Origin of the sequence: Otariodibacter oris (genome assembly GCF_009684715.1) — a bacterium.
GTDB lineage: Bacteria > Pseudomonadota > Gammaproteobacteria > Enterobacterales > Pasteurellaceae > Otariodibacter > Otariodibacter oris.
Genome location: NZ_CP016604.1, coordinates 446,682 through 471,913 on the forward strand (window position 1 = coordinate 446,682; position 25,232 = coordinate 471,913).

Below are 25,232 nucleotides of genomic sequence, written 5' to 3' on the forward strand. Positions count from 1 at the left end.
TTTTAAGGTTGATTTGTAATAATTCAGTAATTAAGAGTAGTATATTTCAATGAATATTAAGCTTAATTTGTAAATATCTTTCTGAATTGTATTATCATCTTATCAATATTTTCTGTTAACTATTTGTGTTTTTAGTGTACAAACAACCTTTATCGATTTTATTCTAACATCAAATAGATTGTCAAAAAATTCAGACCTGATCTAGTTATCTAAAACAGACCTAAAAACTTTATTTTGATATAAACAAATTTTTTCATTCACTCTCTTATGGGAATTTTACCACAGATAACTTCTTATACTTTCATTTTAGATAACAAAGGATTTGTTTATCTGATTAGAACCTGCACTTGTAATAATCTATGACATATGGCTATCAGCATGATAAATATACCTAATAATTATTTATCAGCTAGGAATTCCCTTCAACAAACTTGTCAGCAACTTCCAATAAGTCTCCACTGCAGGAATATGCACTTTTTCATCTGGCGAGTGAGCATTGCGGATTGTTGGACCAATAGAAACTAAATCCATATTTGGGTAAGTTTTCTTAATTAAGCCACATTCTAAGCCTGCATGGATCACTTGAATTTTGGCGGAATAGCCAAGAATTTCATCGTAGATTTTTTGAGTGAGTGCAGTGATTTGTGAATGTGGATCAGGTTGCCAGCCCGGATAACTACCAGAGAATACGGCATTTGCACCCGATAATTCACTGATGGCACTGAGTTTTCCTCTTACATCGGCTTTGCCACTTTCGATTAGTGAGCGAATTAAAATATTGGCTTTCACTGTATTTTCTTCAGTAGTTAAAATGCCCATACTGAGTGAGCTTTCTACTACATTTTCTACCACGTCACTATTACGGATTACACCATTAGGTAGTGCATTAAGGAAATTAATGACCTTGTGAGTAGATTCTGAGGTGAAAACTTTTTGCGGAGCAGAAATAGAGTCTGTGATGAAAACTAAGTTTGGTTCTGCCACAGCAAGTTCTACTTTGAAATCGTATTCGATTTGTTTGAGACAAGCGGTAAGATTCGCTTCATCTTTTGCATTAAATGCAATAATAACAGAGGATTCACGAGGGATGGCATTACGCACAGAACCCCCGCTAATTTCTGAAATTTGGAATGTAATTTGTGATTTAAGATCCGTTAAGGCTCTCGCTAATAATTTGATTGCATTCACTCTTGACGTGTGGATATCGACACCAGAGTGACCGCCAGTTAATCCTTTGATATTCAGTTTGATTGCACGATCAAATGAATGAGTGGTTTGTTCTACGGGTAAATCAATCGTCGCATCTTCTCCGCCTGCACAACCGATATAAATCTCGCCATTTTCTTCCGTATCCGTGTTGATCATGATATTTGATTTTAGCCAATTAGGACGTAAACCAATCGCTCCTTCCATGCCCGCTTCTTCGGTCATTGTTAGAAGCACTTCAAGCTCAGGATGAGCTATATCATCAGAATCTAAAACGGCCAAACAAGATGCCAATCCAATCCCATTATCTGCCCCTAATGTTGTGCCTGTTGCTTTTACCCATTCGCCATCAATATAAGGTTTAATCGGATCTGTTTCAAAATTGTGTGATGAACCTTCATTCGCTTGTGGCACCATATCTAAGTGAGCTTGTAGGGAAACAGATTGGCGGTCTTCCATGCCTTTGGTCGCTGGTTTGCGGATAAGTATATTGCCGACTTCGTCACGTTCAACAAAAAACGCCTTTTCTTTTGCCCAATTCACAATAAATTCAGCGAGTTTTTCTTCATGATAAGACGGATGGGGAATTGCACAAATTTGATCGAACCATTTCCATAAGATAGTTGGATTGAGTGTTTGGATTTCAGACATAATTACCTCTTGTTTTAACCAATAGCGGTGAGATTTGGACTAATTTTTACAAAAATCACACGTCGAAAGGATTTTATTGTAGAATATATCGGAAATGATAGCATGAATTCGATTTTCAAGTTATCTCTCCACAATTTTTTAAGATGATTTTGTCATCACTATCTGGGTAATTTTATGAGTGAAAAATATACAAACGAAAAATACGTGGTAACGTGGGATATGTTCCACATGCATGCACGTAAATTAGCAGAACGTCTTTTACCTTCATCACAATGGAAGGGTATTATTGCAGTGAGTCGCGGAGGGTTATTTCCTGCGGCAGTATTAGCAAGAGAATTAAATATTCGCCACGTAGAGACAGTTTGTATTGCGAGTTATGATCATGATAATCAAGGCGAATTAAAAGTCTTACATGCTGCTGACGTAGCAAATGGCGGAGAAGGTTTTATTGTTGTTGATGATTTAGTTGATACAGGTAATACCGCGCGTGAAATTCGTAAAATGTATCCAAAAGCAAAATTTGTGACCGTATTTGCTAAACCTTTAGGTGCAGAGCTTGTTGATGATTATGTAATCGATATTCCTCAAGAAACTTGGATTGAACAACCTTGGGATCTTGGTATTACTTTTGTTAAACCACTTTCAAAACAATAAGTTTGACTTAAGATGATTGTCGAATAAAAGTGAGAGGACGCAAATGCGTCCTTTACTTTAGTGTTCTTTATGTAATTAAATCGAATAGGTTATTATGAGCTTAGGTAATCTTTATATTATTTCAGCACCAAGTGGTGCGGGTAAATCTTCATTAATCAACGCATTATTAGCTGATTTACCTCGTTCAACCGTTGAATTGTCAATATCCCATACTACTCGTTCCCCTCGCCCAGGTGAAGAACATGGTGTTCACTACTATTTCACATCTCATGGTGATTTTGAGCATTTAATTTCACAAGGTCATTTTTTAGAATGGGCAGAAGTCTTTGGTAATTATTACGGTACTTCATTACCGCTAATTGAGCGAAGTCTGGAAGAAGGCATTGACGTTTTCTTAGATATTGATTGGCAGGGGGCAAGACAGATCAGAGAAAAACTGCCGAATGTGAAGAGTATCTTTATTCTTCCTCCATCTAAAGCGGAATTAGAAAATCGTTTAATTGGAAGAGGGCAGGATTCGGCAGAAGTAATTCAAGGCAGAATGAATAAAGCTGTATCTGAAATGAGCCACTATAATGAATTTGATTATGTCATTTTTAATGATGATTTTGATACAGCATTAACGGAATTAAAGAGTATTCTGATTGCAGAACGTCTTAAACAAGAAGCTCAATCTATTCGTCATCAAGCATTGATTGCTGAATTACTTGGTTGATATAAATTAGCCATAAAAAACCCCGCAATTTAGTTTAGCGGGGTTTTCTTTTATCTTATTACTTCTATTCTTTATTGTTGTCTTTCAGTTTCATCATTTTCACTTGTATTTGGTGTCGTTGCTGAAGTTTGAGCTCTCGCTTTTTCAGCTGCACTTAATACAATAGCACCGACGTTAGTACGACGTTGTAATTCATGATTTTGTAATAATGCATTAATACGACGTTGTTGGTATTCTAATTGCTCAGGAGTAGGTTGTGTTTGCGATGGGGCATTGTAACTTACTTGCTGAACTGAATTACTAAACGGAAGTGTTTGTAATACAGGTTGTTCAACTTGTGCAACTTCTTGCTCTGCAGTCATGATATTTGCACCAAATACTGCAACTAAACATACAGAAGCTGCAATTCCCATTTGCATAATCGGTGTTTTCCAACCCTTAAGTTTTAACAATAAACCTTTTGGCTTTTCTGCTTGAGTCGAAATTTCTTCTTTTTCAATAGCTGCTTCTAATTTCGCAGAGAAATCGCTACCAAGAATAATTTCTTCTCCTCGCATAACACTACGGATTGCGTGGTAGTTAGCCCATTTTTGTTGTAACTCTTCACTTTTGCATAATGTATCGGTAAAAGCATGCTCCACATTATGTCCATCCATATAGGCGGAAAGTGTTTCTCTTTGTTGCATAGATAGCTCCAATATTTTTAATCTATGTTTTAATTTTTTTGCATTAATGGATTAATTTTTGCGTCAATCGCTTCTCTTGCTCTGAAGATACGAGATCTTACAGTACCAACAGGACATTGCATAACTTCTGCGATCTCTTCATAACTTAGCCCATCAATTTCACGCAAGGTTATTGCATTCTTTAATTCATCGGGTAAGTTTTCAATCGTATCAAATACAATTCGTTTTAACTCTTCAGATAATATTAAATTCTCTGGTGTGTCTGCTTCACGTAACTGGACACCACTGTCGTAACTTTCTGCATCTTCAGCAAGAATATCTTCTTTTGGAGGACGTCGTCCTAAAGCGGTTAAGTGATTCTTTGCTGTATTTACGGCAATTCTATACAGCCAAGTATAGAACGCACTTTCTCCTCTAAATGACTCTAAAGAACGATACGCTTTTATAAAAGATTCTTGTACAAGATCTGGGATGTCATCGCGTGCAACGTAGCGTGTTAGCAATCCTGCTACTCTATTTTGATAACGTATGACGAGTAAATTAAATGCTTTTTTATCACCTTGTTGTGCACGCTCAACCAATTCTTGATCGGTAATTTGCTCGCTCATCTATTGAGTTCTCCTAACTTTTACGCTGGATCTTCCCCTTCGCACACCTCGTTAGTATGTTTATTTGGGAAAAAGTTCATCCAAGTAAATTATTTGTTTGTTATTTGGTCATTTTGTGTTTTTACCACGATTCATAAAAGTAGAAAAAACTAAAATCATTAAGCTTATTCCATAAATTAACCAATGACCAAGTAATGTAAAAGGTGTGGTTCCTTTGGTTGGTTGCATTGACTGAGTAAGCGTTGTTGCCTCAAATTGAGGAGCTTGTTTAATAATCTGACCATTGACATCGACAAATGCGGTAATGCCAGTATTGGTTGCTCTAATTAAAGGTTTTCCTAATTCTAAAGCGCGCATTCTCGCCATCTGTAAATGTTGCCAAGGACCACTACTGGTTCCAAACCAAGCATCATTTGAAATCGTGACTAAATAATCAGATTGTTGCTGTTTTTGATTTTGTTGAACTTGATCACCGAAGATTATTTCATAACAAATTGCTAAATTAAATGAATTATTAGCAATGTTGAGTGCTGGCTGAATAAAATTTCCTCGAGCTAAATTAATTGGGAGAATAAATACTTCTCGCATCCAATCAAGTAGGTTACCGAACGGAACATATTCACCAAAGGGTACCAAATGATGCTTATTGTATCGTTGAGCTTGGGACATATTATACGGTTGATTAGAATCGCCAAGCAAGACTGCACTATTAAACAGCTGATTATTTTCTTGATAAAGGGTGCCTAGTATGATTTCGCTATGATTTTCTCTTCCCAGGGAATCTAACTGATTCAAAATAGGGACGATATCATTCTCCTTTGCTGGAATGGCTGATTCAGGAAAAATAATGACATCACTCTTACCAAGCAATGGAGTAATTAAACGATTATAGGTAGCCAACGTTGCGTTGAAGTAACTGGGATCCCATTTCATTTGTTGTTCAATATTGCCTTGAATAAGGCTGATATTGATAGATTTTTTTTCAGTATCATCTTCAACAAAAGTAAATAGTTGTGTGAATGCAGTGAAAATTAAAATACCGATACAAACTAAAATGGGCTGATGAGGTATTATTTTATGTTCAGACCATTTGCAAAAAATTTGTACCAAGTAACCGCTTGTTAAAATAACAAAAAAAGTCAGTCCTTGTACGCCGGTAATGGGAGCAAGCCCATAAAATGGAGAATCGATCTGTGTGTAGCCAAATTGCAACCATGGAAAGCCTGTGAAGACAATTTCACGTAAATATTCAGTGAATGAAAATAAACTCGCTAATACCCAAGGATTTTTTAAATTAAATCGTTGTGATAAATAGGTAAAGAGTAATGGATAAAGAGCTAAATAGCTTGCAAGTAACAATACGGCAAGATAGCTGACAATTTCTGGTACTCCACCAAATTGAGTCATACTCACACTTACCCAATTTACACCGATGGAAAAATAGCTCACAGCCCATAAAAATGCACCAATTAATGCGACTTTTTTAGATTGAGTGATAATCAACCACAATAAGCCAAATGCTGAAATAAAAGCAACAGGCCAATAATCAAAGGGGGAATAAGCTAGAATTCCTATTCCTCCAGAAATTAAGGCAAAAAGGTAAATGGTTACTGTAGAAAAATTTTTTGATATAGCCATTATTCAGGGTCTTTCTCTTTCGGTTCCATTAACTCTAACTGTTCATCTGTTACAGTAACCCGGAATTGAATTAATTTTCTGCTATCCGCGGAGGTGACTTTGAATGTAATTCCCTCTAAGGCAATTTCTTCCCCACGTTTTGGTAGATAACCAAAAGATTTGGTTACTAATCCCCCAACGGTATCAACTTCTTCATCAGTAAAATGTGTTGCAAATTGTTGGTTAAAACGTTCAATATCCGTTAATGCTAATACAGCGTAACTATGCTGGGAAAGCTGACGAATTGGTTCGACTTCTTCTTCATCAAACTCATCTTCAATATTACCTACAATCTGTTCAAGAATATCTTCAATGGTAACTAAACCAGAAACTGCTCCAAATTCATCAACCACAATTGCCATATGAAAACGTTCTGAACGGAATTCCTTGAGCATGCGATCAACTCGTTTACTTTCAGGTACAATAACCGCTGGGCGTAAAATTTTCGACATTTCAAAAGGCTCAGAATCTGAACTAAGATATTTTAATAGTTCTTTGGCATGTAGAATACCCTCGATACTATCCTTTCCATCCTTGATCACAGGGAACCTTGAGTGAGTTGATTCAATAATGGTATCAACACATGAGTCTAACGGCTGTTCGGTATCAATAAAAATAATATGTGAACGTGGAATCATGATATCTCGAACACGTAATTCTGAAATTTCCATGACTCCTTCGATCATTTGCTTTGTATCTGTATCAATTAATTCATTTTCAGCGGAGTCTCTAATGACTTCTACTAAATCTTCTCGATTTTTAGGTTCTTGCTGAAAAAATCCACCTAAAATAGCTTTAAAAAATGATTTCTTGTCTGACGAATGTGCGTCTTGTTGGTCATCGCTCATTGTATATTCTCGTAAATAAATAAAATCGAAAATTACCACAGTTTAGATAAAAAATCGACATTAACCTCTATTACTTGCTTTCTATTTATTGAAATTTAGAATAGGATATGCCTAATTTTTTTACAGAAACCTCTCCAAAGGAGTTATTTTTATGAAATTAAGTAAAATTGCACTTGTTGCAACAACGCTTATTACAAGTACAGCAGCATTCGCTGGTTCAATTACTGGTTCTTCAAATGTAAATTTTTTAGCTTTTGATGGACAAAAAGTTAAAAAAGATACAGCATTAAATGTCAATGATAATGCTCAACACCAAGTTGTAGTAGAAGTTTCTAGTATCTATGACTCTGGTTCAGACAGCAACTATTTTGAATCAACACCTATTGTTGTGACGTTTACAGGTAGCCAAGAAAATATAAAAATTATTACTCCTCGCTTACGTTCTGATTTTGAGGTTGAAAAATTTAAAAAAGCCCCAACATTGGATATAAAGACAACATCAGGAAAAGAAGTAAGTCATAAATTAGACTATTTAGAGGGAGAAGGATTCTTACCAAATATTAATGTTGTAGAAAATTTAGCAAATTATAATGCGGGAAATAATGTTGCTTCATTAAAACAGTTTGCGATGACACCAATGGCTACCATGATGCCAATGCAAAATGGCAGAGCGACTAAAGGACAAGTAATGGTGCAGGGTGAAAATATCGCAGAACAGCAATTACAATATTGGTTCCAACAAGCTGATAAAGAAACTCAAAAACGTTTCTTGGATTGGGCGAAAAAACAATAATAGGTATTGTTATTCTGTTAAATTTGATAAAGATCATATAATAATTATATGTGTTTGAATGTCGTGCCATTTCCTGTTGTCAAAGAAGAATGAGACTGTGTTATAATCCATATGTCATTCATTCTATAGGATCTGTTCTATAGGAATAGAAGAAAGAATTTTGTTTAACTTTAAATTATAGGTGGAAAATCCATGGCTATTAAAATTGGTATTAACGGCTTCGGTCGTATCGGACGTATCGTATTCCGCGCAGCACAATTACGTGATGATATTGAAGTTGTAGGTATTAACGATTTAATCGATGTTGATTACATGGCTTACATGTTGAAATATGATTCAACTCACGGTCGTTTTGACGGAACAGTAGAAGTTAAAGATGGTCATTTAGTTGTTAATGGTAAAACTATCCGTGTAACTGCAGAAAAAGATCCTGCAAATTTAAAATGGAACGAAATTGGTGTTGATGTAGCAGTTGAAGCAACTGGTATCTTCTTAACAGATGAAACAGCTCGTAAACATATTACAGCAGGTGCTAAAAAAGTTGTATTAACTGGTCCATCAAAAGATGCAACTCCAATGTTTGTAAATGGTGTTAACTTTGATAAATATGAAGGTCAAGACATCGTTTCTAACGCATCTTGTACAACAAACTGTTTAGCGCCATTAGCTAAAGTTGTTCACGATAAATTTGGTATCAAAGAAGGTTTAATGACAACTGTTCACGCAACAACTGCAACACAAAAAGTTGTTGATGGTCCTTCTATGAAAGACTGGAGAGGTGGTCGTGGTGCTTCACAAAACATCATCCCATCTTCAACAGGTGCAGCTAAAGCGGTTGGTAAAGTATTACCAGCATTAAATGGTAAATTAACAGGTATGGCATTCCGTGTACCAACAACTAACGTATCTGTTGTTGATTTAACTGTTAACTTAGAAAAACCAGCTAAATATGAAGAAATCTGTGCAGAATTAAAACGTGCATCTGAAAATGAATTAAAAGGTATCTTAGGTTATACTGAAGATGCTGTAGTTTCTACAGACTTCAACGGTTGCACATTAACATCAGTATTTGATGCAGCAGCAGGTATCGCTTTAACAGATACTTTCGTGAAATTAGTTTCTTGGTATGATAACGAAACTGGTTATTCACACAAAGTATTAGACTTAGTTGCTTTAGTTCATAACTACAAAGGCTAATCACTAGTCAAGTTTAGATAAGATTATCTAGATTTAATAGACCTACTCTTATCAGTTAAATGACTGAATGAGAGTAGGTTTTTTTATTCTTAAAAATTGGAAAAATATTCCTTGGTAAGCGCCCTATAACATGGGGAATTCGACAATAAAAAAATCTGCACTTTAATTACTATTTACTCGTAAATTAAAGTACAGATTTAAGATAGGATATTTGGTTTTTGATTAATCTACAATTTTAGTACCGTAGAAATAAGTATAACCAAATGGGCTTTGTTTATAGTCTTGTACACGTTTTCTTAGCACTTTATAGTTAAGCGAATGCGCGACGTTGATCCAAGGTGTTTGCTCTTTTAATAACACTTGAGCTTGCTCATAGAGTTTTGCTCTTTCTGATTTATCAGACAAGCCTCTTGCGTGTTCAAGTAATGCATCTAGTTCAGGACTATTAAAACGAGCATAGTTACTGTTACCAATGTTTTCGCTAGCAAATAGTGGGGACAAGAAGTTATCAGGATCACCATTATCACCAGACCATCCGTAAATACCTGCAGTTAATTCACCTGCTTTGGTACGTTTGAGATAGTCACCCCATTCATAACTGACTAATTTTGCATTTACACCTACTTTTGCCCAATCGCTTTGAATAAGCTCAGCTAAACGACGTGGATTTGGATTTGAGGCTCTCACAACAGGTTGAACCCAAAATTCTGTGTCAAATCCATTTTCATATCCAGCTTCTTTCAATAATTCTCTTGCTTTTTCTGGATCATATTCATAATCAGTGATTGAGTCATTATATCCCCAAATGGTTGGCGGAAGAGGATTTTTAGCTGCAACACCAGCTCCTCGATATACGGCATCAATAATTGCTTTTTTATCGACAGCATAGTTAAGAGCCTGACGTACTTTTACGTTATCAAAAGGTGCTTTTTGCGTATTGAACGCAATATAAGCGATATTTAATCCTTCTTGTGATATCACTGTTAAATTAGGATCATTTTTCATTTTCTCAAGATCGGTAATATTTGGGAAGTCGATCGTGTCACAAGTGCCAGCTTGTAATTTTGCATAACGAGTACTTGCATCAGGAACAATATCAAAAATTAATTGATCAATATCAGCTTTACCATTCCAATAATCTTTATTGGCTAAGAAACGAATTTTTTGTTCTAGCTGATAGCCTGAGAATACGAATGGACCAGTACCAATTGGATTGCTATCAATCGTTTCTGGTTTTCCTTCTTTCATCATCTTATCTGCATATTCAGCAGAATAAATAGAAATAAAGTCCATACCCAAGCTAGCAAGGAAAGTTGCATCCTTTTTATTTAATGTAATTCTTACTGTATTATCATCCACTTTTTCTACAGATTTTAATAAAGCGGGGAATTTCATTGCATTAAAATACGGGTAGGTTGCATTTGAAACATTGTGATAAGGGTGGTTTGGATCAAGTTGGCGTTCGAATGAAAATACAACATCGTCGGCATTAAAATTACGGCTTGGGGTAAATTCTTTATTAGAGTGGAATTTTACCCCTTTGCGTAAATGGAATGTATAAGTGAGACCATCATCACTGACATCCCAACTTTCTGCTAATGCAGGTTCTAAATCTGTTGAGCCTCGTTTGAATTCAATTAGACGGTTATAAACTTGCTGTGAACTTGCAGTATAAGCGATACCATCCATCTCTAAAGCAGGGCTAAATCCTGTTGGGGCACGGCTGGTGCAGTTAATAAAGGTATTAAATTCTGCCGCTTGAGTTGCAGTAGCAAATAATAATGTCGCACTAAGTAATGAAAGTTTCGTCTTAATTTTCATACTTTCTCCTGTTGATATTTGAACTCTCATCAACAAGATACCGATTTTATTACCGCAGGTAAAGAACTAAAACAAGGCTTTTATAACTAAAAAGCATATTAATGCGATTGCTATTTTTGATGACGTTCTTTTAATTTTTCAATGACATCTGACCAAGAGAGTTCAGCATCTTGCAACAAAACGGTTAAATGATAAGCTAAATCAGCCGCTTCTGAAATCGTTTCCATACGATCTTTCATAGTGGCAGCAAGTGCTGTTTCAACGCCTTCTTCGCCGACTTTTTGTGCGATTCGTTTTGTCCCTCTTGCGTAGAGTGATGCGGTATAAGACGTTTCAGGATCTTTTCCTTTACGTTCACCGATCAAGCGTTCTAATTTGCTGAAAAAGACCCAATCAGGTTGATTATCTAATTCAAATTGGTGGAAACAACTTTCTTTGCCTGTGTGGCAAGTTTCACCTATTGGATTAACTAAAATGAGAAGGGTATCTTGATCACAATCTAGGCTCATATCGACTACATTAAGGAAATGTCCAGAGGTTTCTCCTTTAGTCCACAGACGTTGCTTAGTGCGAGAGAAGAAGGTTACTTTGTTTTCTGCGAGCGTTTTTTCTAAGGCTTCTTGGTTCATATAACCTAGCATCAGCACTTCACAGGTTGCATTATTTTGAATAATAACTGGTAATAAGTTATCTACTTTTTGCCAATCTATTTTGCTTATATCTAACATATTCTTTCCCCTCGGTTTAAATTAGTTACGGATTGCAATATTTTCATTACTCAAATATTGTTTTAACTGTTCAATTTGAATAATTTGTTTATGAAAAACACTGGCAGCTAAGGCTCCATCTACCTTTGCTTCGATGAAAGCATCTCGGAAATGGATCATTTCACCTGCACCACCTGATGCAATAAGCGGAATATTGCACACTTCACGCACTTTTTTAAGTTGCTCGATATCATAGCCTTGTCGCATACCATCTTGGTTCATCGTATTTAAGACGATTTCCCCTGCACCACGTTGTTGTACTTCTTTGACCCAATCCATTGTTTGCCATTGTGTTTGTCTTGTTCTTTTCTCATCGCCAGTATATTGGTTTACCCAATATTTCCCAGTTTCCTTTTCAAACCAGCTATCAATCCCCACCACCACAGCTTGCACACCAAAGCGATCGGCTAAACGATTGATTAAGTCAGGGTCAGCAATAGCAGGGGAATTGATTGAAATTTTATCTGCACCAAAAGCAAAAATTTGCTCAGCGTCCGCTTCTGTTTTTATGCCACCCGCAACGCAAAAAGGAATATCAATCACCTTTGCGACTCGTTCCACCCAGCTTTTATCAATGGTACGTCCATCGCTTGATGCCGTAATATCGTAAAAGACTAATTCATCAGCCCCTTCTTCAGCGTAGCGTTGAGCGAGCGGAACAATATCCCCAATGATTTCGTGATTACGAAATTGAACGCCCTTTACCACTTGACCATCTTTAACGTCTAAGCAAGGAATTATCCGTTTTGCCAACATGCTATCGCCTCCTTCACATTAAATTTTCCTTCTAATAACGCTCTACCTACAATCACACCTGCAACGCCCGTATTTTTCAAAGCTTGAATATCTTCAAGGGAGCCAATTCCGCCAGAAGATTGAAACTGAATATCAGGGAAGGCTTGGCAAATTTCTTTATAAAGTTTCACATTAGAGCCTTGCAATGTACCGTCTTTAGATATATCCGTGCATAAAACGTGTTTTAAACCGACTGTTTGAAAATCTTCAATGACTTGCTCAAGGGAAACTTGGCTATCTTCTTGCCAGCCACTAATGGCAATATGTTTTTCATCTTGAGTGTTGATATTAATATCCAACGCTAAAACAAATTTATCTGCCCCATAACGTGTAAACCACGTTTTCACTAATTCGGGTTGTTTTACCGCTGTTGAGCCGATCACAACACGGCTCACACCAATATCAAATAAATCAATGATATCTTGTTTTGTACGAATTCCACCGCCGACTTGAATTGGGCAAGGGACATTTTTGATAATTTCACTGATTAATGCCGTTTGGCGTTTAGTCGGATCTTTTGCACCCGTTAAATCGACCAAGTGCAAAGATTCAGCCCCTTGTTCGACATAATGTTGAAATTGAGCGATAGGGTTATCGCTATATTGTGTTTTTTGGGCATAATCGCCTTGGTAAAGTCGAACGACTTTACCATCAATTAAATCTAATGCAGGGATAATGATTGATTTTTCCATTGTATTTCCTGTTTTTTCGAATAGGGTTGCGGATATTTTGCAAAATATTGTTTGAATCTAACCGCTTGTCGTTAAATATTTTCGACAAAATTTTTCAGTAAGCGTGAGCCACTCTTGCCAGATCGTTCAGGGTGGAATTGCACCCCATAGAAATTGTTATGCTGTAAAGCGGCTGAAAATAGCACACCATAATCTGCTGTTGCTATCGTATGGCTATTGGGTAATACCGCATAGCTATGCACAAAATAGAAATGGCTATCTTGTTCGATTCCTGAAAATAAAGGGTGATCTGCTTGATAATGAACTTGATTCCAGCCCATATGTGGGAGTGGAAGTTGCGTATCTGGAATTAATTCCGTTGTGCCACTCATTACTCCTAATGTATTTACATTCCCTTCGGCTGAAAATTCTGTCATCAACTGCATCCCCAAACAAATGCCTAAAACAGGTTGTTTTAAGGTCGGTATAACTTCAATTAAGCCTAACTCTGTTAAGTTTTGCATAGCAGCTTTTGCAGTGCCAACACCGGGTAAAATTAATTTATCCGCCGATTGAATCTGTGAAATATCATCGGTAATTTCGGTTTTATAACCTAATCGATCAAACGCAAATTTTACGGATGAAAGATTGGCACAGCGGGTATTGATAATCGTAATCTGAGACATTTTTTATCCTTATTTCTTTAAAGCATTCCCTTACTACTTGGTAACTCATTGCCTTCAATTTTGATTGCTTGACGTAATGTTCTACCAAATACTTTGAATAGGCTTTCGATTTTGTGGTGATCGTTATCGCCTTTGGTTTTTAAGTGCAAGGTCGCCATTAAGGTATAGGCGAGGGATTGAAAGAAATGTTCTGTCATTTCGGTACTAAAATCGCCCACTTTATCCCGTTTGAATTTTGCTTTGAATTTAAAATAAGGACGGCCTGATAAATCTAAGGCACATTCTGCTTTACATTCATCCATTGGTAAGACAAAACCAAATCGAGCAATACCTCGTTTATCACCCAATGCTTGTTTGAGGGCTGTTCCCAATGCTAAAGCGGTATCTTCGACGGTGTGATGTTCATCAATCCAAAGATCGCCTTTGCAACTTACATTCATTCTAAAACCACCGTGTGTCGCAATTTGATCTAACATATGATCGAAAAATCCAACCCCAGTTTTGATTTCGTTCACACCAGTTTCATCTAACCAGACTTGTACTTTGATATCCGTTTCTTTGGTCTTACGTTCCACTTCCGCATAGCGAGGTTCACGTTGAGTGTTATCTTGTTTTTTCGGTAAAAGTTTTTCCGCAATCAAATCCCAAGTTAATTTCTCACGATCATATTGAAGTGCTTGAATACCCATATTTTCTGCAAGCTGTACATCGGTAGCACGATCGCCGATGACAAAGCTATGCTGTGGATCGAATTTCTTTTTATCGATATATTTCTGCAGTAATTTCGTTTTTGGTTTACGGCAATCGCAATTATCTTCTGGCTTGTGTGGGCAAATTAATACGTCGTCAAATTCAATCCCTTGAGATTTGAATAATGCCATCATTGCATTGTGCGGTTTATCAAAATCCTCTTGCGGAAAAGAGTCTGTACCAAGTCCGTCTTGATTACTGACCATTACAAAACGATAGTAAGGTTTCAAAGCAAGTAGAGCAGGAATCACGTTAGGCTCGAATTGTAATTTTTCTAAACTATCAATTTGAAAATCGGTTTTTGGCTCATCAATTAAAGTCCCGTCACGATCGATAAAAAGTGTTGGTTGCATACTGTTTTCCTTTTATTTTGTGCTTGATTGAAGTGCGGTAATGGCATCAATCACGCGTTGATTTTCTGTTTGTGTACCAATGGTGATACGAATGCAATTGGCTAATCCTAAGGCATTATGTTGATTGCGTAAAATAATCCCTTGCTCCCAAAGGGCATTGAATACTTGTTGTCCGTCTTTAAATTTAACTAAAAGATAGTTGGCATCACTCGGATAAATCTGCTCAACAAGCGGTAAGTTACTCAAACTATTTTGCAAAATTTGTCGATTCTGTTTGATTTCTTCAACACGCTTTTGCATTTGCTGTAAGCCCTTTTCTTGTAATGCTTGTGTAGCAATATCTGCAACAGGGGTTGCTAGCGGGTAGGGGGCAATCACTTTTTGTAAGACGTTAATCAACTCAGGATTAGCAAGGGTAAAACCACAACGTAACCCAGCAAGTGCAAAGGCTTTAGAAAGCGTTCTCACAATCGCAAGGTGAGAGTAATTAACTAATTCAGTTACCATTGTGGACTCAGGACAAAATTCAATATAAGCCTCATCTACAACTACAATTGCTTTACCTTCAGTGATTTGCAAAAGTTTGATTAAATCTGACCGCTTGAGCGTGTTCCCCGTTGGGTTATTTGGGCTACAAACGAAGATCACTTTGACTTTATCAAGTTGTTTTTCGATTTCCGCTAAATTTAATTGAAAATCTGCTGTGAGTGGCACGGTAATTTGTGGAATATCACAAGTTTCCGCGCTGACTGCATACATACCATAGGTTGGCGGACAATAAAGAATGCTGTCTGTTGGTTCACAAAAAGCACGAATAATGAGTTCGATACTTTCATCTCCCCCCCGACTGACTAACACATTTTCAGGTTTAAGATTGGCATAACGTGCGTAACCTTCAATCACTGATTGTGGTTGAGGTTCAGGGTAGCGGTTAAATTTTTCTAAAGTGAGTTCAAATTTCGGTGAAGTTGGATATTCATTAGCATTAAGCCAAATATCGCCTTTTCCGCCTAAACGTCTGGCGGATTGATAAGGGGTAAGGGCTTGTATATTTTTACGAGAAAGTGATGTTATTGTCATAATAGTTCCTCAAATTCCTGCATTGATTTTAGCTAAACGGATACTCACGGCTTGTTTGTGTGCATCTAATTTTTCTGCCTCTGCCATTTTCATCACCGTTGGGGCTAGTTGTTGAAAGCCTTGTGGCGAAAGTTCTTGCACTGTCATACGTTTACTGAAATCAGCTAAACCTAAACTAGAGTGGGTCTTTGTGTAGGCGTAGGTTGGCAAAACGTGGTTTGTGCCACTGGCATAATCACCCATACTTTCAGGCGAGTAAGCCCCAAGGAAAATCGATCCCGCGTTATCTAAAAATGGCAGTAAGTTACGTGGATTTTCGACTTGAACGACCAAATGCTCAGGAGCATATTGATTGCTGACATTGACACATTCACGCAAATCTTCGCCAATAAAAATACGGCTATTTTCTAGGGCTTTCCAAGCGGTCTGTTCACGAGGAAGTTTTGCAATTTGTTGCTCAATGGCTGTTTCTGTGGCTTGAGCCAGTTCAATGCTTGGTGTCACTAAAATCACTTGACTATCTGCTCCATGTTCTGCTTGAGAGAGCAGATCGCTTGCAACAAAATCAGGATCAGCAAATTCATCGGCAATCACAAGCACTTCGGAAGGGCCTGCCGGCATATCAATGGCGGTCCCTTGTTGTTGAACTTGACGTTTAGCTTCCGTCACAAACGCATTACCAGGTCCAAAAATTTTATCAACTTGTGGCACGGTTTCTGTTCCATTTGCCATCGCAAAAACGGCTTGAGCGCCACCGATAGTATAAATTTTTTCTACGCCACACAGATTGGCGGAGTAAAGAATTTCATCGGCAATCGGTGGAGGTGAACAGAGAATAATTTGTTGGCAACCTGCAATTTTTGCAGGAATGGCTAACATTAACACCGTTGAAAAAAGTGGTGCAGAACCACCCGGAATATATAACCCGACTCGTTGAATTGGGCGAGTAAGCAATTGGCAACGTACGCCTTCTTGCGTCGCTACATCGACGGTTTGTGGTTTTTGTGCTTCGTGAAAAGTGGTTATATTGCGTTTTGCTTGTTGTATTGCCTGTTTTAATTCTTCTGGAATACGGTTTATGGCATCATTGATTTCTTGTGGTGAAACAACGAGGCTATCTCGTGTTACACGATCAAATTTTTCAGTGAGTTCAAATAGTGCGCTATCGCCTTTTGACTTCACTAACTCCGCAATATTTTCAACGGCTTTTTTAATATCAGCGGATGCACTAATGGCGGGGCGGGTTAATGCCTGTTTTTTTTCTTCTTCGGTTAAATCATTCCAAATTAATGTTTGCATTTTTGTCTCCAATTCCACATTAAGTCGAGAGTAAGCGGTAAGATCATCTCAATATTTTGTTATTTTTTATTTATTGCGATGCGTTATTCCATCATTTTCTCAATCGGTAAAACTAAAATTGAACTTGCGCCCGCTTCTTTTAATTTTTCCATTGTTTCCCAGAATAAGTTTTCTTGGCTAACAACGTGCATAGCCACTTTATTGTTATCTTCGGCAAGCGGTAGAATCGTTGGGTGTTCAGCACCAGGTAATAAAGCTGTAATTTCTGGGAGTTTATCTTTTGGTGCGTGTAACATAATGTATTTAGATTCACTGGCTTGTTGAATTCCTTGAACTCGGGTAAGTAGTCGAGCGACTAAGGCTTGTTTTTCAGGCGTTAAAGCACTAGAACGTTGAATTAAACACGCTTTGGATTCATAAATCACTTCAACTTCACGTAGATTATTGGCTTCAAGGGTTGCACCAGATGAAACGAGATCGCAAATAGCAGTTGCTAATCCCGCTGTTGGGGCAACTTCAACAGAGCCTGTCAGTAAACAGTTTTTAAAAGGTACGCCTTTTTCATTCATATAGCGTTTGAGTAAATTAGGGTAGGATGTCGCAATACGAGCATCAGTGAGATCAGTAACATCAGTGTAATTGTTATCTCTTGGTATCGCTAGTGATAAACGGCAACCTCCAAAATCTAAACGTTTTAACATCTTATAGCTAACATTTTCACCTGCCGAAAGGCGACCTAGTTCTTCCTCTTCTAATACATTTTCACCAATGATGCCTAAATCGACGACACCATCAAACACTAACCCAGGGATATCATCATCACGCACACGTAAAATCTCAATAGGCATATTTTCTGCATAGGCAATTAAACGTTGCTCGTGCCAATTGATTTTAATCCCACATTGTTTAAGTAAAGCTTGTGATTCTCGACTTAATCGACCTGATTTTTGCATCGCAATGCGTAATCTGCTGTTTTCCATAATTTTTGTCCCTGTTGTAAATATTAAATAAAGAAAAACCCCTCGAAAGTGACCTTCCGAGGGGGTAATTGCAATTTTTTATTCGCACATACTCGGAAGACTTATCTTCCAAGCAACGCCAAATGCCTGAAAGATTAATCAGGTAAATGGTGATGATGAGTAATGCGAATAATGTTCATGTTGTGTTCTCCTAATGATTGTTTGTAAATCTAACGTAAAATTTTTCAATAATCAACATTTTTTCAACAAAAATTTAAACTTAAATCGTTATATTTAACAATTGGTTTCTTCCAGTAAAAATGCTTTTGCTTTTTCAACCATATTAGTCGAGCCGACAAAGAAAGGAATACGCTGATGTAATTCTGTTGGAATAATATCCAACACCGAATTTACTCCGTCCGTTGCCATTCCACCCGCTTGTTCAGCTAAAAATGCCATTGGGTTGCCTTCATAAAGTAAACGTAATTTACCCTTAGGATAAACCGTTGAAGTCGGATAAATATAGATTCCACCTTTGAGTAAGTTACGATGGAAATCAGATACTAATGAACCAATATAACGTGAAGAATATGGACGTTTAGTGGCTAGATCATCTTCTTGGCAATATTTAATGAATTTTTTCACGCCCATAGGGAACGTCACATATTGTCCTTCATTGATTGAATAATATTTGCCGTCTTTTGGCATGCTCATATTTGGATGGGAAAGAATAAATAAGCCCAACGAAGGATCATAAGTAAAGCCATTAACCCCGTTACCTGTTGTATAAACAAGCATGGTTGATGAACCGTAAGTTACATAGCCTGCCGCAACTTGTTTACGCCCTGGTTGTAAAAAATCTTCCAACGTAACAGGTGTGCCAACGGGTGAAATACGTTTATAAATCGAAAAGATCGTACCCACAGAGACATTCACATCAATATTAGAGGAACCATCAAGAGGATCGGTCAATAACACATATTTTGCATTACGGCCTCGTTCTGTATCAAAAGCGACAAAGGTATCATCTTCTTCGGAAGCAAACCCTGCTACTTCTCCACGAGCAATCAAGGCTTTTTTCATGGTTTCATTGGCAAACACATCTAACTTCATTTGTGTTTCACCTTGGATATTTTCATCGCCCGATACCCCTAAAATATCTTGAGTCAATCCCGCTCTATTAATATCTCGATGAATAATTTTGGCAGATAAACGTATTGAAGAGAGAATCCCACTCAACTCCCCTGTTGCCCCTGGATATTCAGCTTGTTTTTCAACAATAAATTCGCCGAGTGTTTTCATACCTTCTCCTATTAGCTATTCAATCTCATTTGTTTTATTATAGCCCTAGCAATTACATGGGTTTAAAACAAACTCTAATTTTGTGAGATTGTTCACAATAATTTACATTTTGAGGAATACAATGAAACAACATATCCACATTTTAGGCATTTGTGGCACCTTTATGGGTGGCGTAGCCATTATTGCAAGAGAACTTGGCTATAAAGTGACAGGTTCAGATACGAATGTGTATCCGCCAATGAGTACTTTTTTGGAAAAAAGTGGCATAGAAATCATTCCTCATTATGACGTTTCGCAACTCGATCCCGCACCCGATATGGTGATTATCGGTAATGCAATGAGCCGAGGGAATCCTTGTGTAGAATACGTATTAAATAACCGCCTAAATTTCACTTCAGGTCCACAATGGTTACATGACCATTTACTCAAAGATCGTTGGGTATTAGCTGTTTCAGGCACTCACGGTAAAACGACCACAACAGGAATGCTCGCTTGGATTTTAGACCAAGCAGGTATTGATACAGGCTTTTTAATTGGTGGCGTAGCTGGCAATTTTGGACTTTCTGCTCGTGCGGGCAATAGCGAATTTTTTGTGATTGAAGCCGATGAATATGATTCTGCTTTTTTTGATAAGCGATCAAAGTTCGTACATTACAATCCTAAAACCTTAATTGTGAATAATATTGATTTTGACCATGCCGATATTTTTGATGATTTAAAGGCAATCCAACGTCAATTCCATCATCTTATTCGAGCCATGCCTCAAAACGGACAAATTTTATCAGCTAAAGCCGATCAAAATGTCCAAGATACCTTAGCCATGGGCAATTTCAGTGAGTTGAAATTTATCGGTAAAGAGAATGAATGGTTTGCGGAGCCTCTGACTCCTGATTACCAAAATTTTGCAGTGTATCATTACGGTAAATTAGAGGGCGAAGTTCATTGGCAAATTTTAGGGGCACACAATATGCATAATGCCTTAATGGCAATTGCAGCAGCCCATCACGCAGGAGTAGAGATAAAACAAGCTTGTGAGGCACTGGCTACTTTCGTTAATGCAAATCGTCGCTTAGAAGTGAAAGGGACGGTAAATCAGATTACTGTTTATGATGATTTTGCCCATCACCCAACAGCAATTAAAGCGACAATTGAAGCATTAAGAGGCAAAGTTGGTCAAGAACAACGCATTTTAGCGGTGTTAGAACCTCGTTCTAATACGATGAAAATGGGCGTACATAAAGATGAAATTGCCCCATCATTGCAAGATGCGGATGAAGTTTTTATTTTTCAACCTGATACAATTCCGTGGAAAGTGAGTACAATTACTGATGCATTAAATCAGCCATCTAAATGGTCAGATAATATTGATGAATTAGTAAATTGGGTCATTGAATCTGCTCAACCGAGTGACCATATTTTAGTGATGAGTAACGGTGCCTTTGGCGGTATTCATCAAAAATTATTAGATAAACTTACAAACAAATAACAAAGGTAAATAATAGGATAAAGAACTATGACAGTTAATATCATTTCAGCCCAAGAGGTTAAACAAAAATTAGAGTCTGGCGCGGTACTTGTTGATATTCGTGCAGCAGATGAATATCGTAGAGAAAATATTACGGAAGCTCGTTCTATGCCATTAGAGCATTTGACACTAGGCTTACCGACGGATCTCGCCGATTCCACACTGATTTTTCATTGTAAATCAGGCATTCGTACTAAAAATGCCATTCCTACTTTTGAGAAATTAGCCAATGGGCGTGATTTTTACATTTTAGAAGGTGGGATCGAAGGTTGGAAAAAAGCAGGTTTTTCAACAAATTTTGATCGCAAACAACCGCTTGAGATGATGCGTCAAGTGCATTTAAGCGCAGGCTCATTAGTATTACTTGGAGCAATTTTAGGCTATTCTGTTTCCCCTGCATTTTATTTAATCTGTGCATTTGTAGGAGCAGGATTAATTACCTCTGGAGCAACAGGATTCTGTGGTATGGCAAAACTCTTGTCTTTTATGCCTTGGAATAAACAATAACTTATCTCTCTACAAGCGGTCAGATTCAGCGGATATTTTGCAGAATAAGAGTTTAGCGAGTAAACTAGCTTTATTTGCAAAATTTAACTCAAATCAGACCGCTTGTTATGTCATATAAACTTCAATTTAGCCTACCGAAGATCAATCAATCTCATCAAGATCATCAAATTTTAGGTAACTTAATCGGACATTCCGATACCCTTGCGATTGCACAAGCAAGCCAACAATTTAACGGGCTAACCATTGTTGTTACACCCGACACACGAACCGCATTACGCTTAGAAAAAAGCTTGCCACAATTTACGTCGTTAGAGGTACAACTTTTCCCTGATTGGGAAACATTACCTTACGATAATTTTTCTCCGCACCAAGATATAATTTCTGCACGTTTATCTGCATTGTTTCATCTACAGCAAGGTAAAAAACAGATCTTTTTATTACCAATAACTACTTTATTACAAAAAGTTTGCCCGCCAAACTATTTAGCCAATAACGTGTTATTGATTAAAAAAGGCGATACGTTTTCTATCGAAAAATTACGTTTACAACTAGAAAATGCAGGCTATCGTGCGGTAGAACAAGTGTTAGAGTATGGCGAATATGCGGTAAGGGGGGCGTTACTTGATTTATACCCAATGGGGTCAGAATTGCCTTATCGTTTAGATTTTTTTGATGATGAAATTGACTCGATCCGAACTTTTGATATTGATAGCCAACGCACTATTGCGGAAATTCAAGCCATCGATCTGTTACCTGCCCACGAATTTCCAACGGATAACAAAGGCATTGAATTTTTCCGAGGGCAATTTAGAGAACAATTTGGTGAAATTCGCAGAGAGCCTGAACATATCTATCAGCAAGTGAGTAAAGGTGTGCTAAATGCGGGGATTGAATATTGGCAACCACTCTTTTTTGAGGAAATGGCAAGTTTGTTTGATTATCTTTCAGAGCAAACCTTATTTATCACATTCGATCATATTCAAGAAAAAGCGGAATACTTTTTAAAAGATACTGAACAACGTTATGAAAATCGTCGAGTGGATCCAATGCGTCCATTATTATCGCCCGATAAATTATGGTTTAGCGTTGATTATGTGTATCAGCACCTTAAACATTATCCTCGTTTGAGTTTATTGAATGAAAGTGTGTCCATTTCAGCGGCTAAGAAAAACGCCAATATTTTGCCTTTGCCCGAAGTGGCTGTACAGTCGCAACTGAAAGAGCCTTTTTCTCAATTTTTAGCATTCCAACAAACTTTTGAAGGCAGAATCCTCTTTTCTGTAGAAACCGAAGGGCGAAGAGAAACCTTACTTGATTTACTTTCACCACTGAATATTAAGCCGACACAAGTTGAAAGTTTTGATGAAATTAGTACGCCATTTTCATTGATGATCGGTAATCTCGATAAAGGCTTTATTATCGAAGAGACAAGCGGTGAGTTACTGGCAATTATTTGCGAAACAGATCTACTTGGCGAAAAAATTCAACAAAAAAGCCAACGCGATAAAAATCGTAAAACCGTCAATCCTGATACGCTTATCCGTAATTTAGCTGAGTTAAAAATCGGGCAAGCGGTAGTGCATTTAGAGAATGGTGTAGGGCGCTATGCTGGACTGACAACCCTTGATGCAGGCGGGGTTAAAGCAGAATATTTAGTCCTTAACTACGCGAATGATGCGAAATTATATGTGCCAGTGGCATCGTTACATTTAATTAGTCGCTATATTGGTGGCTCAGATGAAAATGCGCCATTGCATAAATTAGGCAGTGAAGCTTGGGCGAAATCTCGTCAAAAAGCCGCTGAGAAAATTCGTGATGTGGCAGCCGAATTACTTGACGTTTATGCGAAACGAGAATCACAAAAAGGTTTTGCCTTTGAGTATGATAAAGAAGCCTTTAAGCAATTTAGTGCTACCTTCCCTTATCAAGAAACAGACGATCAACAAATGGCAATTAATGCTGTTATCAGTGATATGTGCCAACCAAAAGCAATGGACAGATTGGTCTGTGGTGATGTTGGCTTTGGTAAAACGGAAGTCGCTATTAGGGCAACATTCTTAGCGGTAATGAACCAAAAACAAGTGGCGATTCTTGCCCCGACTACCTTATTAGCTCAACAGCATTATGAAAATTTTAAAGATCGTTTTGCTAACCAGCCGGTACAAGTGGAGGTGCTTTCTCGTTTTAAAACGGCTAAAGAGCAGAAAGATATTTTACAACGAACTATTGAGGGCAAAGTTGATATCCTAGTCGGTACACATAAATTGTTACAGGACGATGTAAAATTCCGTGATTTAGGTTTATTGATTATTGATGAAGAGCATCGCTTTGGGGTGCGGCAAAAAGAACGAATTAAACAGTTACGAGCCAATGTGGATATTCTAACGCTAACAGCAACACCAATTCCAAGAACGCTCAATATGGCGTTAAATGGAATGCGGGATTTATCCATTATTGCAAGTCCGCCAGCAAGACGTTTATCCATTAAAACCTTTGTTCGCCAAAGTGATGATACCGTGATTAGAGAAGCAATTCTGCGTGAAATTTTACGTGGAGGACAGGTTTATTATCTACATAATGATGTGGCGACCATTGAAAATACCGCTCAACAACTGGCTGAACTTGTGCCAGAGGCCAGAATTGTGATCGGGCACGGTCAAATGCGAGAACGTGAGTTAGAGCGTGTAATGGCAGATTTTTATCATCAACGCTTTAATTTACTTGTGTGTTCAACCATTATTGAAACAGGAATTGATGTTCCAACTGCCAATACGATTATTATTGAGCGAGCAGATAAATTCGGTTTAGCACAATTACATCAATTAAGAGGTCGTGTGGGACGCTCTCATCATCAAGCCTATGCTTATATGCTCACTCCGCCACCAAAAACTTTAACCAAAGATGCTCAACAGCGTTTAGAGGCGATTAGCACCATTGATAATCTCGGAGCGGGCTTTGTGTTAGCGACTCACGATTTAGAAATTCGTGGAGCAGGTGAACTGCTTGGTAGCGAACAAAGTGGGCAAATTGAGTCGATTGGATTCTCTCTTTATATGGATTTATTGGAAAGTGCGGTAAAAGCCTTACAAGAAGGACGAGAACCAACGTTAGATGAAATCACACAGCAACAAGTTGAGATTGAATTGCGTATCCCTGCACTTCTGCCAGACGATTATGTGCCAGATGTGAATATGCGACTTTCGTTCTATAAACGCATTGCCAGTGCAGAAAATGATAATGAATTAAAGGATCTCAAAATTGAATTGATTGACCGCTTTGGGTTATTGCCAGAGGCGACTAAAAATTTATTCCACATTACCCAATTACGCTATTTAGCCAAAGCGTTGGAATTGAAAAAAATCGATGCGGGAATCAATGGCGGTTACTTAGAATTTAAACCAACAGCACAGCCTGATCCAATGAAGTTTTTACAGTTGATTCAATCTGATAAAAATACCTTTAAATTTGATGGACCACATAAATTCCGTTTTACTAAGCCAATGGAATCTGGTGAGGAACGTTTAAAATTCGTAGCTGAGTTGATAGAAACTCTCACAAATTAAGCAAAAATAAGCGGTAGGTTCACCACTGTTTTTTGCAAAAAGATAAAAAAGACTGAAATTTAGTCGAATAAAATTTTTTTGATAATTTCTATTTGACACAAGCGTTCAATTCGCTAGAA

22 protein-coding genes and 1 other annotated feature are annotated in these 25,232 nt (G+C 37.6%); of the genes, 7 read left to right on the forward strand and 15 right to left on the reverse strand.

Going from position 1 to position 25,232, the window contains the following annotated elements; genetic code table 11:
• Positions 1-405: 405 nt before the first annotated feature.
• Complete coding sequence (locus A6A10_RS02115) at positions 406-1,857, reverse strand: aminoacyl-histidine dipeptidase (protein WP_121123361.1); 1,452 nt, start codon at positions 1,855-1,857, stop codon at positions 406-408.
• Positions 1,858-2,031: 174 nt separating this feature from the next.
• Between A6A10_RS02115 and gpt the strand changes: the two genes are divergently transcribed.
• Both gpt and gmk read left to right on the forward strand, forming a co-directional pair.
• Positions 2,032-2,511, forward strand: a complete 480-nt coding sequence (gpt, locus tag A6A10_RS02120) for a xanthine phosphoribosyltransferase (protein ID WP_121123363.1) — start codon at positions 2,032-2,034, stop codon at positions 2,509-2,511.
• Between the two features lie 94 nt (positions 2,512-2,605).
• Complete coding sequence (gene gmk / locus A6A10_RS02125; RefSeq protein ID WP_121123365.1) at positions 2,606-3,226, forward strand: guanylate kinase; 621 nt, start codon at positions 2,606-2,608, stop codon at positions 3,224-3,226.
• Between the two features lie 71 nt (positions 3,227-3,297).
• Here the strand turns inward: gmk and A6A10_RS02130 are convergent, their stop codons facing one another.
• The 4 genes from A6A10_RS02130 to corC form a co-directional block, all read right to left on the reverse strand.
• Positions 3,298-3,912, reverse strand: a complete 615-nt coding sequence (locus A6A10_RS02130; RefSeq protein WP_121123367.1) for a sigma-E factor negative regulatory protein — start codon at positions 3,910-3,912, stop codon at positions 3,298-3,300.
• Positions 3,913-3,941: 29 nt separating this feature from the next.
• Positions 3,942-4,520 carry an RNA polymerase sigma factor RpoE gene (rpoE, locus tag A6A10_RS02135; protein WP_121123369.1) on the reverse strand — a complete coding sequence of 193 codons (579 nt, stop codon included), beginning with the start codon at positions 4,518-4,520 and terminating at the stop codon, positions 3,942-3,944.
• Positions 4,521-4,628: 108 nt separating this feature from the next.
• Positions 4,629-6,158, reverse strand: coding sequence for an apolipoprotein N-acyltransferase (gene lnt / locus A6A10_RS02140; RefSeq protein WP_121123371.1), 1,530 nt, complete (start codon positions 6,156-6,158; stop codon positions 4,629-4,631).
• Positions 6,158-7,045, reverse strand: a complete 888-nt coding sequence (gene corC / locus A6A10_RS02145; protein ID WP_121123373.1) for a CNNM family magnesium/cobalt transport protein CorC — start codon at positions 7,043-7,045, stop codon at positions 6,158-6,160. Before corC ends, lnt begins: the two co-directional genes overlap by 1 nt.
• A 151-nt stretch (positions 7,046-7,196) precedes the next feature.
• Between corC and A6A10_RS02150 the strand changes: the two genes are divergently transcribed.
• Positions 7,197-7,838 carry a curli polymerization inhibitor CsgI-related protein gene (locus A6A10_RS02150; protein ID WP_121123375.1) on the forward strand — a complete coding sequence of 214 codons (642 nt, stop codon included), beginning with the start codon at positions 7,197-7,199 and terminating at the stop codon, positions 7,836-7,838.
• A gap of 192 nt (positions 7,839-8,030) precedes the next feature.
• On the forward strand, positions 8,031-9,035 hold the full coding sequence (gene gap / locus A6A10_RS02155; protein WP_121123377.1) for a type I glyceraldehyde-3-phosphate dehydrogenase: 1,005 nt from the start codon (positions 8,031-8,033) through the stop codon (positions 9,033-9,035).
• Positions 9,036-9,257: 222 nt separating this feature from the next.
• Here gap and A6A10_RS02160 read toward each other — a convergent pair whose 3' ends face one another.
• The 10 genes from A6A10_RS02160 to fbp all read right to left on the reverse strand — a co-directional run bounded on the left by A6A10_RS02160 (position 9,258) and on the right by fbp (position 19,518).
• Positions 9,258-10,856: an ABC transporter substrate-binding protein gene (locus A6A10_RS02160; RefSeq protein WP_121123379.1), complete on the reverse strand. Its 1,599-nt coding sequence runs from the start codon at positions 10,854-10,856 to the stop codon at positions 9,258-9,260.
• Between the two features lie 110 nt (positions 10,857-10,966).
• The gene (gene hisIE / locus A6A10_RS02165; protein ID WP_121123381.1) at positions 10,967-11,584 is read right to left on the reverse strand and encodes a bifunctional phosphoribosyl-AMP cyclohydrolase/phosphoribosyl-ATP diphosphatase HisIE; all 618 of its coding nucleotides are present in this window, start codon (positions 11,582-11,584) and stop codon (positions 10,967-10,969) included.
• A 21-nt stretch (positions 11,585-11,605) separates the two neighbouring features.
• Positions 11,606-12,379, reverse strand: a complete 774-nt coding sequence (gene hisF, locus A6A10_RS02170) for an imidazole glycerol phosphate synthase subunit HisF (RefSeq protein WP_121123383.1) — start codon at positions 12,377-12,379, stop codon at positions 11,606-11,608.
• The gene (hisA, locus tag A6A10_RS02175; RefSeq protein WP_121123386.1) at positions 12,361-13,110 is read right to left on the reverse strand and encodes a 1-(5-phosphoribosyl)-5-[(5-phosphoribosylamino)methylideneamino]imidazole-4-carboxamide isomerase; all 750 of its coding nucleotides are present in this window, start codon (positions 13,108-13,110) and stop codon (positions 12,361-12,363) included. The genes hisF and hisA overlap by 19 nt, the downstream gene beginning before the upstream one ends.
• Positions 13,111-13,181: 71 nt before the next feature.
• On the reverse strand, positions 13,182-13,775 hold the full coding sequence (gene hisH / locus A6A10_RS02180) for an imidazole glycerol phosphate synthase subunit HisH (protein WP_121123388.1): 594 nt from the start codon (positions 13,773-13,775) through the stop codon (positions 13,182-13,184).
• 17 nt (positions 13,776-13,792) lie between these two features.
• Complete coding sequence (gene hisB, locus A6A10_RS02185; protein ID WP_121123390.1) at positions 13,793-14,878, reverse strand: bifunctional histidinol-phosphatase/imidazoleglycerol-phosphate dehydratase HisB; 1,086 nt, start codon at positions 14,876-14,878, stop codon at positions 13,793-13,795.
• Between the two features lie 12 nt (positions 14,879-14,890).
• Entirely contained in the window at positions 14,891-15,958 is a 1,068-nt protein-coding gene (gene hisC / locus A6A10_RS02190; protein WP_121123392.1) for a histidinol-phosphate transaminase, read from the reverse strand.
• Between the two features lie 9 nt (positions 15,959-15,967).
• Entirely contained in the window at positions 15,968-17,257 is a 1,290-nt protein-coding gene (gene hisD / locus A6A10_RS02195) for a histidinol dehydrogenase (protein ID WP_121123394.1), read from the reverse strand.
• 83 nt (positions 17,258-17,340) lie between these two features.
• Positions 17,341-18,237 carry an ATP phosphoribosyltransferase gene (hisG, locus tag A6A10_RS02200; RefSeq protein ID WP_418789099.1) on the reverse strand — a complete coding sequence of 299 codons (897 nt, stop codon included), beginning with the start codon at positions 18,235-18,237 and terminating at the stop codon, positions 17,341-17,343.
• A gap of 30 nt (positions 18,238-18,267) precedes the next feature.
• Positions 18,268-18,396: a sequence feature (His leader region), on the reverse strand.
• Positions 18,397-18,510: 114 nt separating this feature from the next.
• Positions 18,511-19,518, reverse strand: a complete 1,008-nt coding sequence (gene fbp / locus A6A10_RS02205) for a class 1 fructose-bisphosphatase (RefSeq protein ID WP_121123398.1) — start codon at positions 19,516-19,518, stop codon at positions 18,511-18,513.
• Positions 19,519-19,639: 121 nt separating this feature from the next.
• Between fbp and mpl the strand changes: the two genes are divergently transcribed.
• The 3 genes from mpl (at position 19,640) to mfd (ending at position 25,113) form a co-directional block, all read left to right on the forward strand.
• Complete coding sequence (gene mpl / locus A6A10_RS02210) at positions 19,640-21,004, forward strand: UDP-N-acetylmuramate:L-alanyl-gamma-D-glutamyl-meso-diaminopimelate ligase (RefSeq protein WP_121123400.1); 1,365 nt, start codon at positions 19,640-19,642, stop codon at positions 21,002-21,004.
• Between the two features lie 27 nt (positions 21,005-21,031).
• Positions 21,032-21,550, forward strand: a complete 519-nt coding sequence (locus A6A10_RS02215) for a rhodanese family protein (protein ID WP_121123402.1) — start codon at positions 21,032-21,034, stop codon at positions 21,548-21,550.
• A 107-nt stretch (positions 21,551-21,657) separates the two neighbouring features.
• Complete coding sequence (mfd, locus tag A6A10_RS02220; protein WP_121123404.1) at positions 21,658-25,113, forward strand: transcription-repair coupling factor; 3,456 nt, start codon at positions 21,658-21,660, stop codon at positions 25,111-25,113.
• Positions 25,114-25,232 lie beyond the last annotated feature (119 nt).

What these genes read in the sequence shown, in the direction of transcription:
- A6A10_RS02115 (WP_121123361.1), bottom strand. Translation starts at nt 1,857, where the DNA reads ATGTCTGAAATCCAAACACTCAATCCAACTATCTTATGGAAATGGTTC.
- gpt (WP_121123363.1), top strand. Translation starts at nt 2,032, where the DNA reads ATGAGTGAAAAATATACAAACGAAAAATACGTGGTAACGTGGGATATG.
- gmk (WP_121123365.1), top strand. Translation starts at nt 2,606, where the DNA reads ATGAGCTTAGGTAATCTTTATATTATTTCAGCACCAAGTGGTGCGGGT.
- A6A10_RS02130 (WP_121123367.1), bottom strand. Translation starts at nt 3,912, where the DNA reads ATGCAACAAAGAGAAACACTTTCCGCCTATATGGATGGACATAATGTG.
- rpoE (WP_121123369.1), bottom strand. Translation starts at nt 4,520, where the DNA reads ATGAGCGAGCAAATTACCGATCAAGAATTGGTTGAGCGTGCACAACAA.
- lnt (WP_121123371.1), bottom strand. Translation starts at nt 6,158, where the DNA reads ATGGCTATATCAAAAAATTTTTCTACAGTAACCATTTACCTTTTTGCC.
- corC (WP_121123373.1), bottom strand. Translation starts at nt 7,045, where the DNA reads ATGAGCGATGACCAACAAGACGCACATTCGTCAGACAAGAAATCATTT.
- A6A10_RS02150 (WP_121123375.1), top strand. Translation starts at nt 7,197, where the DNA reads ATGAAATTAAGTAAAATTGCACTTGTTGCAACAACGCTTATTACAAGT.
- gap (WP_121123377.1), top strand. Translation starts at nt 8,031, where the DNA reads ATGGCTATTAAAATTGGTATTAACGGCTTCGGTCGTATCGGACGTATC.
- A6A10_RS02160 (WP_121123379.1), bottom strand. Translation starts at nt 10,856, where the DNA reads ATGAAAATTAAGACGAAACTTTCATTACTTAGTGCGACATTATTATTT.
- hisIE (WP_121123381.1), bottom strand. Translation starts at nt 11,584, where the DNA reads ATGTTAGATATAAGCAAAATAGATTGGCAAAAAGTAGATAACTTATTA.
- hisF (WP_121123383.1), bottom strand. Translation starts at nt 12,379, where the DNA reads ATGTTGGCAAAACGGATAATTCCTTGCTTAGACGTTAAAGATGGTCAA.
- hisA (WP_121123386.1), bottom strand. Translation starts at nt 13,110, where the DNA reads ATGGAAAAATCAATCATTATCCCTGCATTAGATTTAATTGATGGTAAA.
- hisH (WP_121123388.1), bottom strand. Translation starts at nt 13,775, where the DNA reads ATGTCTCAGATTACGATTATCAATACCCGCTGTGCCAATCTTTCATCC.
- hisB (WP_121123390.1), bottom strand. Translation starts at nt 14,878, where the DNA reads ATGCAACCAACACTTTTTATCGATCGTGACGGGACTTTAATTGATGAG.
- hisC (WP_121123392.1), bottom strand. Translation starts at nt 15,958, where the DNA reads ATGACAATAACATCACTTTCTCGTAAAAATATACAAGCCCTTACCCCT.
- hisD (WP_121123394.1), bottom strand. Translation starts at nt 17,257, where the DNA reads ATGCAAACATTAATTTGGAATGATTTAACCGAAGAAGAAAAAAAACAG.
- hisG (WP_418789099.1), bottom strand. Translation starts at nt 18,237, where the DNA reads ATGGAAAACAGCAGATTACGCATTGCGATGCAAAAATCAGGTCGATTA.
- fbp (WP_121123398.1), bottom strand. Translation starts at nt 19,518, where the DNA reads ATGAAAACACTCGGCGAATTTATTGTTGAAAAACAAGCTGAATATCCA.
- mpl (WP_121123400.1), top strand. Translation starts at nt 19,640, where the DNA reads ATGAAACAACATATCCACATTTTAGGCATTTGTGGCACCTTTATGGGT.
- A6A10_RS02215 (WP_121123402.1), top strand. Translation starts at nt 21,032, where the DNA reads ATGACAGTTAATATCATTTCAGCCCAAGAGGTTAAACAAAAATTAGAG.
- mfd (WP_121123404.1), top strand. Translation starts at nt 21,658, where the DNA reads ATGTCATATAAACTTCAATTTAGCCTACCGAAGATCAATCAATCTCAT.